8 protein-coding genes are annotated in these 10,595 nt (G+C 64.4%); 6 read left to right on the top strand and 2 right to left on the bottom strand.

Annotated elements, in window-relative coordinates; translation table 11 throughout:
- Positions 1 to 32 precede the first annotated feature (32 nt).
- The 6 genes from Uis1B_RS01625 to Uis1B_RS01600 all read left to right on the top strand — a co-directional run bounded on the left by Uis1B_RS01625 (position 33) and on the right by Uis1B_RS01600 (position 7,498).
- Complete coding sequence (locus Uis1B_RS01625; protein WP_101614919.1) at positions 33 to 3,074, top strand: DNA polymerase III subunit gamma and tau; 3,042 nt, start codon at positions 33 to 35, stop codon at positions 3,072 to 3,074.
- A gap of 48 nt (positions 3,075 to 3,122) precedes the next feature.
- A complete protein-coding gene (gene recR / locus Uis1B_RS01620; RefSeq protein ID WP_101614917.1) occupies positions 3,123 to 3,788 on the top strand; it encodes a recombination mediator RecR in 666 nt (221 codons plus the stop codon).
- Between the two features lie 144 nt (positions 3,789 to 3,932).
- Complete coding sequence (locus Uis1B_RS01615) at positions 3,933 to 4,697, top strand: aspartate kinase (RefSeq protein ID WP_101614915.1); 765 nt, start codon at positions 3,933 to 3,935, stop codon at positions 4,695 to 4,697.
- An 88-nt stretch (positions 4,698 to 4,785) separates the two neighbouring features.
- The gene (locus tag Uis1B_RS01610) at positions 4,786 to 5,349 is read left to right on the top strand and encodes an ACT domain-containing protein (RefSeq protein ID WP_165782673.1); all 564 of its coding nucleotides are present in this window, start codon (positions 4,786 to 4,788) and stop codon (positions 5,347 to 5,349) included.
- A gap of 72 nt (positions 5,350 to 5,421) precedes the next feature.
- Positions 5,422 to 6,492: an aspartate-semialdehyde dehydrogenase gene (locus Uis1B_RS01605; RefSeq protein WP_101614913.1), complete on the top strand. Its 1,071-nt coding sequence runs from the start codon at positions 5,422 to 5,424 to the stop codon at positions 6,490 to 6,492.
- Positions 6,493 to 6,871: 379 nt separating this feature from the next.
- The gene (locus Uis1B_RS01600) at positions 6,872 to 7,498 is read left to right on the top strand and encodes a DUF5701 family protein (RefSeq protein WP_101615078.1); all 627 of its coding nucleotides are present in this window, start codon (positions 6,872 to 6,874) and stop codon (positions 7,496 to 7,498) included.
- 13 nt (positions 7,499 to 7,511) lie between these two features.
- Here Uis1B_RS01600 and Uis1B_RS01595 read toward each other — a convergent pair whose 3' ends face one another.
- Positions 7,512 to 8,681 carry a hypothetical protein gene (locus tag Uis1B_RS01595; protein ID WP_101614911.1) on the bottom strand — a complete coding sequence of 390 codons (1,170 nt, stop codon included), beginning with the start codon at positions 8,679 to 8,681 and terminating at the stop codon, positions 7,512 to 7,514.
- Positions 8,682 to 8,737: 56 nt separating this feature from the next.
- Complete coding sequence (locus tag Uis1B_RS01590) at positions 8,738 to 10,474, bottom strand: PspC domain-containing protein (protein ID WP_165782672.1); 1,737 nt, start codon at positions 10,472 to 10,474, stop codon at positions 8,738 to 8,740.
- Positions 10,475 to 10,595 lie beyond the last annotated feature (121 nt).

Here is a 10,595-nt window from a genome sequence, read left to right as displayed (position 1 = left end):
GCGGTGAGGGATTGAGGTAAGGACTTATACGCATGGCTCTTGCACTGTATAGAAGATATCGTCCCGACACGTTCGACGGGGTCATTGGTCAGGATCAGGTGACCATCCCCCTCTCCCATGCCCTCGACGAGGGCAAACTCACGCACGCCTACCTGTTCTCCGGTCCGCGAGGCTGCGGCAAGACCAGCTCGGCGCGAATCCTCGCCCGCTGCGTGAACTGTGTGAAGGGCCCCACCTCGCATCCGTGCGGCGAATGCGAAAGCTGCCGGGATCTCGCCACCGGAGGGCCGGGGTCCATCGACGTGGTGGAGATCGACGCCGCCTCGCACAACGGTGTGGACGACGCCCGCGAACTGCGTGAACGCGCCGGTTTCGCCCCCGCCCGCGACCGCTACAAGATCTTCATCCTCGACGAGGCCCACATGGTTACCCAGCAGGGATTCAACGCGCTGCTGAAGATCGTGGAGGAGCCGCCGGACCATGTGATGTTCATCTTCGCCACCACCGAGCCGGAGAAGGTGATCGGCACCATCCGTTCGCGTACCCACCATTATCCGTTCCGTCTGGTGCCGCCCGAGATCATGGGGCCGTATCTGGAGGAGATCTGCGGCAAGGAGGGCATCAAGCCCGAGCCGGGTGTGCTTCGGCTGGCGATGCGCGCGGGCGGCGGATCGATGCGAGACACGCTTTCCGTGCTGGACCAGCTGATGGTAGGCGCGGTGGATGGCGTGATCACCCACGACGCTTCCGTGGCGTTGCTCGGTTTCACGCCCGACGCGCTGATCGGTGACGCCGTGGACGCGGTGATCGAGGCGGACGGCGAGAAGCTGTATGGCGTGGTGCAAAAGGTGGTGGTCGGCGGATTCGACCCCCGCAGATTCGTGGAGGATCTGCTGTCGCGCGTGCGGGATCTGCTGGTGATCAGCATCGCGGGCGAGCGTGCCGAATCGGTGCTGAGCGACGACGCCGAAGCCGAGGATCTGGATGATCTCAAGCGTCAGGCCGGTGAGCTGGGGCTTGCACGGCTCACGTCGATCGCTGACATCGTCAACGACGCCCTCGGCTCGATGAGCGGAGCGACCTCACCGCGTATGCGTTTGGAACTGTTGGCGGCACGACTGCTGGTGCCGCAGTCCGCATTGGCCGCGGCCGGCTCCTCCACCGGCATGCCGGTTGCGGGATCCGGCGCGGACGGGAGCGCAACCTCTGCCGCCGTAGGCGCAGGCTCGTCGGCTTCCGGCACGCACGGTGGGCAGCCGGCTGCGGGAACGCACGGATTCGCCGGCGCGCGCCGCAATGTCGCCCGACAGGCCGCACAGTCTGTACAGACTGCTCAGTCGGATCAGCCGGCACAATCAGTACAGTCCGTTCAGCCGGCTCGGCAGGAAGGATTCGCGGGACGCCGGAACGACGCTGAGGATTCCTCCTTGACTGCGACGGCGCCGCAGGATTCCTCGACCGCTTTCGGCGGATGGCCGGAACACGGATCCGATCAGCCGGAACACGGATTCAATCAGTCCGTGCAGTCTCAGTCCGTGCAGTCTCAGTCCGAGCGGCTTCGGTCCGAACAGCCGCTTCAGCCGACCGAACCCGCCCAGCCAGCGGGCGATCACCCGGACGATACCCGCACGCCGGACGAGAAATGGGATGCGCTGGTCGCCGATCTGCCACAGGATGTGCGCGCATACGTCAGCCGTGACCGCGTACCGCGCGTGCATCTTTCCCCCGACCCGAAAACCGGGCAGATGCGTCTGTGGATCAAGTTCGCCACCGCGCTGAACAAATACGCCTTTGCGATGGGCGTGGCCTCCGAAAGCGTGGACGGTACCACCAAGGTGGTCGATATCGTGCGTGCCCGGACCCATCAGGTGTTCGGCCCGCAGATCTCGCTCGCCCCGACGAAGAAGATGGCCGACGGTCAGATCGCACCGCCGCTGAGCAAGCTTCCCGTCGAGGAGCGTCAACGGATCAAATCGCAGCTGCTGCAGGAAAGTCTCGGCTCGATGGCCTCGCTGGCCAAGGCCGCGTCTGCACCGAAGACCGTGGATCCCGTATCCGACACCGGTCACGCCGGTCGATCCACCGCCGATCATGCCGAATCGGGCCATCATGGTTCCTCCCATGCCGATGCGGACTCCGGTTCCGCGGGCGCGGCCGACACCGACGCCGATCGAGGCGGTCCACAACGGAACGCTTCGCAGGATCCGTGGGCCATTCCCGGAGGCGATCCCGAACCGTATCAGGATCTTTCCCAGCAGTCGGAACACCATAGGGGCTCAGGTGAGCCTCATCATGTCAAGCATGTGGCCGTCCCTGATCTCAGCGACGGCGTGGATCCCTGGGCCTCTCCCGCGTCCGCCGACACGGCCGTGCCCGTCGGCGTTCCCGCGTCTTCCGCGCAGCGTTCGCCCGAGCCCTCCGGCAATGCGCCGGCAACGCCATCGTCGCCGGTGACGCCGCCGTCTTCGGCGATGCCACAGTCTTCGGCGATGCCACAGTCTTCGGCAATGCCACAGTCCGCTCCGACCGGTCATGCCGACGTACCCCCCGACCCTGATGATCCGTGGCAGCAGATGTCAAACGCTCCGATGCCGCCGGCCGATCCCGGCTTCGACGACACCGATCCCTGGCAGTCGGCCGGTCCCGCTCCGGCGCCGACCAGCTGGGAGGCCGCCGGACAGATGACCCAATCGGCGTCGCATGCCCAGTCCGCGTCGCATACTCAGCCGCAACGGCACTTCGACCCGACCGCACGGCAACGATTCGCCCACACGGCGAATGCCGGTCATGGTGGTCCGAACGGTCTGAACGGTCCGAACAATCCGGGAGGATCGGGTGCCCCGGGCGGTTTCGGCGCGAACGGCGTCGCTGCCGGCCGGCCGGTACCGCAGGTCGATCCGGATGACGACGACTATTCGATGGACGACGCCGTGCTCGGCTCCGACACCGCGCTCGACGTGGAGGAACTCAAGCGCATGTTCGACGTCAAGACCGTGGAGGAGCTCTCCGCCAACGACCCGAACAATCCGCGCAATATCGCCGCCAAACGGCAGAAGGACAAGGATTCGGACTGATGGAGGAATCTGCGGCGCGGATCGTGGACATTACGGAAAGGACATGCCATGGCACTGGCGTATGACGGAGCGATCCAGCATCTCATCGATTCGTTCGCAAGACTGCCCGGCATCGGGCCGAAAGGCGCCCAGCGCATCGCGTTCTACCTGCTCGGCGTCGATGACGCCGAAGCGCAGGAGCTGGCCGACGCGATCACCGAGGTGAAGGCGCGCGTACGGTTCTGCGACATCTGCGGCAACGTGTGCGAAACCAGTCCGTGCCCGATCTGCGCCGACCCCCGTCGCGACCACACCGTCATCTGCGTGGTCCAGGAGCCGAAGGACGTGATGAGCATCGAACGCACCCGCGAGTTCCGCGGCGTCTACCACGTACTCGGCGGCGCCATCAATCCGATGGCGAACGTGGGCCCGCAGGATCTCAACATCCCGAAGCTGCTCAGAAGACTTTCCCCGCAGACGGCGGGCGATCCCGACGATGATTCGCGGTCCGGGGAGTCCGTGGCCGCTCAGGGCACGGAGGACGTGCAGGAGGTGATTCTCGCCCTGAACCCGAACATCGAAGGGGAGGCCACCACCACGTATCTGTCACGGCTGATCTCCCCGTGCGGAGTGAAGGTGACCCGACTGGCCAGCGGTCTGCCGGTGGGCGGGGATCTGGAATACGCCGACGAGATCACGCTCGGCCGCGCTCTCGTCGGCCGTCGCGAGGCGTAACGGATCGGTAAACAGTGTCCAAATGCTGGCGACGTACCGTATTCGCAATGCGACGATCCTTATAATCTTGCCGTTTGCGTAGAGTAGAAGACTACTTGCGTGGCGGGATTCCACCGCTGCGGCACGACACGAGATTGGATTGAAGTGGCACTCATCGTTCAGAAATTCGGCGGTTCGTCGGTGGCCGACACCGATTCCATCAAGCGCGTGGCCCGCCGCATCATCGATACCAAGAAGAAAGGCAACGATGTGGCCGTGGTGGTTTCCGCAATGGGAGACACCACCGACGATCTGATCGATCAGGCCAAGGACATCGATCCGTATCCGCCCGAACGCGAAATGGACATGCTGATGACCGCAGGCGAGCGCATCTCGATGAGCCTGCTGGCCATGGCCATTCACGCGGCCGGCTCCCACGCCAGTTCGTTCACCGGTCAGCAGGCCGGTTTCCTCACCGACACCCGATACGGTGCCGCGCATATCAAGGCCGTGAAGCCCGCGCGTGTGAAGGCCGTGCTCGACCGCGGCGACGTGGCCATCGTGGCCGGGTTCCAGGGCATCAATGCCAAAGGTGATGCCACCACGCTTGGCCGCGGCGGCTCCGACACCTCCGCCGTGGCACTGGCCGTGGCGCTGGAGGCCGACGTGTGTGAGATCTACACCGACGTCGACGGCATCTTCACCGCCGATCCGCGTATCGTGCCCACCGCGCGCCGCATCCCCGCGATCAGCTACGAGGCGATTCTCGAAATGGCCGCCTGCGGTTCCAAGGTGCTGGCGCTGCGCTGCGTGGAGTACGCCGAACGCTTCAAGATGCCGCTGCATGTGCGCAGCTCCTTCTCCCACCGCCCGGGTACGCTGGTGCTGCCCGACGGCGTGGACCCGCGCAGCATTCCGAATCTGCGGTAGTCAGTCGGGCGATCCGACGAGCGAGCTTCAGCAACCAGTCATCCGTCAACCAACCAGACCAATCCAGACCAACCCCAAAGGTGAAACAATGAGCAACGAATCGAAGTCCATGGGCGATCTCTTCCCCGATCTCGGCCCCGAAGATCCGGTCGTTTCCGGCATCGCGCACGACCGCACCGAAGCGCAGGTGACCCTGCGGCGCATGCCGGACCGTCCCGGTGTGTGCGCCTCCGTGTTCACCAGCCTCGCCGAAGCCGGCGTGAACGTGGACATGATCGTGCAGGCGGCCGCATCCACCGGCACCGCCGACATCTCCTTCACCGCCTCCGAATCCGAGCTGCACAGGATCGAGCAGGTGCTTGACGAGAAGCGCGAGGAGCTGGCCTACGAAACCGTGGACATGAACAAGGAGGTGGGCAAGGTCGCGCTCGTCGGCGTCGGCATGAAGACCCACTCCGGCATCGCCGCCACGTTCTTCCGCGCGTTGAGCGAGAAGGGCATCAACGTGCTGATGATCTCGACCTCCGAGATCCGCATCTCCGCCATGGTGCCGCTGAACGATCTCAACAACGCCGTGCGTGCCATCCACACCGCCTTCAACCTGGACTCCGATCAGGTTGAGGCCGTGGTCTACGGCGGTACCGGCCGCTGATCCGCTCGCCCGGCCGCCGGTCGGTCGTCTGGGAAATCTGGGAACTGTTCGGAACAAGAGAAGGACACTGAAATGGTGCAAATCAACGATAAGGGCGTAAACGTAGCGGTGCTGGGCGCCACCGGTCAGGTGGGCATGGTGATGCGCCGCATTCTCGATGAGCGTGACTTCCCGGTGAAGGATCTGCGGTTCCTTGCATCCGCGCATTCCGCCGGTACCGTGCTGAACTGGCGTGGTCACGACATCGTGGTGGAGGATGTGGCCAAGGCCGATCTTTCCGGCATCGACATCGCCGTCTTCTCCGCCGGCGGCGGCACCTCCAAGGTGTGGGCTCCGAAGTTCGCCGAGGCCGGCGCCTACGTGATCGACAACTCCTCCCAGTGGCGTATGCACGACAACGTGCCGCTGGTGGTGGCCGAGGTGAATCCCGAGGATCTGAACGATGTGCCGGACCGCATCATCGCCAACCCGAACTGCACCACCATGGCATGCATGCCCGCCATGAAGGCTCTTTCCGATGCGTTCGGCCTCAGGCGACTGATCGTCAGCTCCTATCAGGCCGTCTCCGGTGCCGGTCGCGCCGGCGTGCTGCAGCTGATGAACGAGGCTAAGGCCGCCATCGAGCAGGGTGCCGACAAGCTGGTGTTCGACGGTTCCGCCATTGATTTCCCGGAGCCGACCAAGGTGGTGCGCACCATCGCCTTCAACGCCGTGCCGTTCATCGGTGCGATTGTGGACGATGGTAGCGAGGAGACCGACGAGGAGCAGAAGCTGCGCAACGAGAGCCGTAAGATTCTGCACCTGCCCGAACTCAAGGCCAGCTGCACCTGCGTGCGCATCGGTGTGTTCACCGCCCACGGCATGAGCGTCAACGCCGAATTCGAGAAGGACGTCACGCCGGACGAGGCCCGCGCGGTGCTCGCCAAGGCTCCGGGCGTGGTGCTGGACGACATCCCCACCCCGCAGCTCGCCGCCGGCAAGGACCCGAGCTTCGTCGGTCGTATCCGTCAGGATCAGGCAGTGGACGGCAAGAAGGGCCTGTCGATGTTCATCACCAACGACAACCTGCGCAAGGGTGCCGCCCTCAACGCCATCGAGCTCGCCGAAATCGTAGCGAGGAAGCACTTCGCCGATCAGCTGTGATCGGCGACAGACAGCACTGTGCCGATCAGCTGTGATCGTCCTTCGGGCTTCCCCCCCCCCCGTGGGCTGAACCCGTTAAGGAAACGCCGGAGGCGTTTCTAGGACTCAGGCGAGCCGACAGGCGAGCTGTAGGAACGAGCCGACAGGCGAGCTAATGAGATGCGGCCGTAGGCCGTCCGTTCTTGCGGTTGGCTGTTTTTCAGGCTTCCCCCGTTGGGGGAAGCTGGCAGCCGAAGGCTGACTGATGAGGGCCGGGCGGTGCAGGAACTGAACCTTGTTCCGTCCGGGTCACCTCATCCGTCCGGCTGCGCCGGCCACCTTCCCCTCCAGGGGAAGGCAAGAGCATGCTTTGTCATTGTCGATGGGGATACTGGTAGGCATGTCTGAAGCATCTCGCGAAGCGCAAAAGCAGCTCGACCGAATCGTGGCTCTTGGATATCCGGATGTCGCCGATCTTTCCGCGGCCGCGTTCCGGGCTTTGGCCACGCCGATCATTACCGCTCTGGAGCAGTCCGATCTGGGATCGAACATTCTTCTGGTGCCGACGCGAGAACTCGTCTCTCCGGAATCGCTGATCTCCCGAACCAGCATCAACCGCATGGCCGGATTCACCACCATGCCTCCGAGGGATATCGCCAGTTTTCTGCCGCAGGACGGTTTCGAACCTCCCGAAGGCCCCTTCTATGTGGTGATCGATCCGCATACCGGCACCAAATACACCAATCGCGAGCCGGATATCGCCCGCAAGCTGGTGGAATCCGACGGCCGTCTTCCTCTCACCCTTGAGGAGGGTCTGGCCATCGCCACGCAGCATCCGGATTGGCTGGTGCATAAGAACGGGTTCAATCTGCTTGGCTCCCGCAGTGCGGATGGCCGGGTGCCGAGCATCTGGATGAGTCAGGGGGCGCCGCGTCTCGGTGCGGTATGGCCCACCAGCAAACACACCTGGCTGGGTAATGCGTACTGTATGGCTCGACGCGGCGTCTCCCTGTTCCACTACATGTGACGATCCGCCGGAATCACTTGGTCTTTCCGCCGTTGCCGGATTCCGACTGTCCGGATTCGGACTGCTTCGGCTCGGCGTGCTTGACTCCGGCGTGCTTGACTCCGGTGGTCTTGGTCGCGGTGGTCTTGTCGCGCGACTGGCGTCCGGGACGCCGGAACGCGGCCACCATGCCGCCGATCACCAGTACCATGCCCAGCACCACCAGCACCAGAATCAGCAGCACCGACCATGAGGTGGGGCTGAAACCGAACATCCACGAACCAGCGAGTCCGCCAACCGCCACCATTGCGATGATCACGCCCCATACGATGGTGGGCGCGCTCGGACCGGTTTTGTACTCGATGGCGGGCCTGACCGGCGCGTACTGATGCCATCCGGGATAGTTGGCGTAGGAGGTGCCGGCCATCTGCTGGTATGTGGTGCCGGATCCGGGGTAGCTGTTGCGCTTCGCCTCGTCCGCATACTCCTGCGCCGCAGCCTGCTGCTGCTGCCACGCCTCCTGCTGGCGTGCGTCGGCAGGAGCGGAACCGTCTGAGATGGGGGTGCCAAGAACAGGGCCGTCGGTGTTGCCTGCGCTGACGCCGGTGTTCCCGCCGCCGTTGGCATCGGCGGTGTGGCTTTCGGTGCCGGCCAGGGCGCCCGCGGGTTTGCCGGTCATCGGCTGGACGGTAGGCTGGGCGGCGGGCTCGGTGTTGCCCGGCCGCCCGTTCGCCGTCAGATCCGCCAACGTCAACGGTTTTGGCAGGGGTGTTTCCGCGGCAGGAATGGCCACTGTCGGTTCGGATACTGTCGGTTCAGTCACTGTCGGTTCGGCAGCGGTGTCGGCCGTGGCCGTCGGGCCGCTTTCGCCAGCCGTGGGGATAACCGTGGTCGGCACGCTGTCTGCCCCGTTCGCCCCAACCGGCATGGCGGTGGTGTCGGTCAGCGGCGTCATCGTCTCCGTCTGTGCGTTCTGCGCCTTGATCCGCTCCGGATTCAGGGTCTGGGTCGGTGCCGCCGCCAGTGCCTTGTGCGCCGCGATCTCCGGGAACGCCACGGTATCGTCGTCGTTGCCACGGATCGGTTCGTCGGCGCGGACCGGTCCGTCAACATGATGCTGTTCGTCGGCGTCGCCCTGCTGCAGGGCCACGGTGTCGGTGAAGTCATCCGCCGTGGCGCGGATGGTGTCGTTGTTCTGGTTCATGATCGTCTCGCCTTCATCTGTCGTGTCTGTCATGTCTGTCGATATCGGCCGGCTCGTCAGTCGGTATACGGATTGGAGGAGCTGGAGGAATCGGAATCACTGGGCAGCTCGCGCAGCACGGTGACCGAGGAGAACACCAGATCGCCGGTTACATACGCGGCCTTGTCGGCCGTGTCCTCATAGCCCTGCTCCCACGGATAGGACGAATTCCCGCTGCGGTTGATCATCATCGGCTGCCCGGTGCTGTACCGGGTGCCGTTCGAATCCTCCAGGGCGACCTGGCTGAACGCCTGCTTCACATCGCCGATGCCGGTGGCGCATCCGCTGTCCACGATCAGCGTTACCGAGGAGTTCACGGCCTCCAGATCCAGTTCGCCGGTCGGGCATCCGCGATAGTCCAGATAGGAGTAGTTCAGACCGTCGCCTTCCGAGGAGCCTCCCCAGCTGCGCAGATCGATGAGCACCGTGGAGTTCACGGCCTTGAGACCGCCGTTCACCAGCGATTCCCAATCGTTGGTACGGAACGTCTGGCTCTGGGAGTAGAGGGTGGTGCTATAGCCGCTGGACCGGTTGAACGCATCGATGGTCGCGCCGGATACGTGCGCGGACGGCAGCAGGGCGTAGGAGCACAGCGAGGCGATGACCGCCACGATGGTGATCGGGATCAGCCCGCCGGCCTTGCGACCCATGAAGCCGAGCACGATCGTCAGCAGACCGAGCGCCAGCGTGATGCCGAGGGTCCATACGGCGATCAGCGTGAGCACCGAAACCTCGCCGGGTATGAACCCGAACGCCACCATCGCGACCAGCACGGCCAGCGAAATCAGGATCAGACCGGAGGCGATGCCCACCACTACCGGGCCGGCCGGCCTGCGTCGGTAGACGACGGTCGGAACCTTGGGCTGCGTGCGCTGCGGGCCGGCATAGTAGGTGGGGCCGGAACCTGGATTGAAACCGGATCGACCGCGCTGCGGATCGTAGGGATTGCCGGGATTTGGCTGGTTCGGCTGCGGTCCCGGCTGCTGACCGGGCCGTGCGGTGCCGTTGGACTGCGGTCCCGGCTGCGGTTGACCTGATCGCACGTCGGGCCCCGCCTTCTTCTTGCGGTCGCGGTTATACAGCACGATCGCCGCCACGATCAATGCGATGAACACCGGAATCGTAATGAACGGTACCGCGAAAGCGCTTCCGGGGCATCCGATGATGATGAACAGCAGCGACAGCCAGAACGCCGACGGGAATTTGCCGTGGACGATCGCCTCCTCAAGCACGATCGTGCCGTCGCGCTCATCAGGCATCAGCATCCAGGCCACGCCATACAGCAGGGCGCCGAATCCGGCCGCGCAGAAGAACGCGAACCAGATGATGCGGATGATCAACGGGTCCCAGCCGATGCGGTTGGCGATCGCACCGGAGACACCGCCGACCCAGCGGTCGGAGCTGCGGTAGAAATTCAACGACCGAATCCAGTTGAAGAACTCCGATCCCAACGCCTGACGCGGCGGGCGGCCATACGGGCCTTGGGCGTACGGGGTCTGACCATACGGCTGGCCGGTCTGATTCGGCTGGCCGGTCCGGCCCTGCTGATTCGGACGGTTGAACGGGTCGTACTGAGCGTACTGTCCGTACTGGTTGGACTGACCGTACTGACTGCCCTGCCCGTTTGCGGGGCCGTACTGCCCGTTCGGATCGTTCTGATTGAACGTGTTATAGGGGTTGTTCTGATTGTTTCGATTGCCCTGCGATCCAGGATATTGACCCGGATACTGAGGGCCGGTTCCTGCATTGGTCATGGTGATCATCCTTCCGGATACCGTGTCGGGCGCCATGCCGAGCGGCCGGTCCGTTCATCAACGGTCGTTCCGCCTGCCATGACGCGTGGTTCCTGCTGATTCCATTCCACCGCAATCCACT

The sequence above is a fragment of the Bifidobacterium margollesii genome, from assembly GCF_002860355.1.
Taxonomy (GTDB): Bacteria; Actinomycetota; Actinomycetes; order Actinomycetales; family Bifidobacteriaceae; genus Galliscardovia; species Galliscardovia margollesii.
The sequence above is the reverse complement of the archived record's forward strand: the minus strand, read 5'-3'. Positions and strand labels throughout refer to the sequence as shown.

Bases quoted from the DNA above. Each gene is read 5' to 3' on its own strand.
- Uis1B_RS01625 (WP_101614919.1), top strand. From the start codon at position 33: ATGGCTCTTGCACTGTATAGAAGATATCGTCCCGACACGTTCGACGGG.
- recR (WP_101614917.1), top strand. From the start codon at position 3,123: ATGGCACTGGCGTATGACGGAGCGATCCAGCATCTCATCGATTCGTTC.
- Uis1B_RS01610 (WP_165782673.1), top strand. From the start codon at position 4,786: ATGAGCAACGAATCGAAGTCCATGGGCGATCTCTTCCCCGATCTCGGC.
- Uis1B_RS01605 (WP_101614913.1), top strand. From the start codon at position 5,422: ATGGTGCAAATCAACGATAAGGGCGTAAACGTAGCGGTGCTGGGCGCC.
- Uis1B_RS01600 (WP_101615078.1), top strand. From the start codon at position 6,872: ATGTCTGAAGCATCTCGCGAAGCGCAAAAGCAGCTCGACCGAATCGTG.
- Uis1B_RS01595 (WP_101614911.1), bottom strand. From the start codon at position 8,681: ATGAACCAGAACAACGACACCATCCGCGCCACGGCGGATGACTTCACC.
- Uis1B_RS01590 (WP_165782672.1), bottom strand. From the start codon at position 10,474: ATGACCAATGCAGGAACCGGCCCTCAGTATCCGGGTCAATATCCTGGA.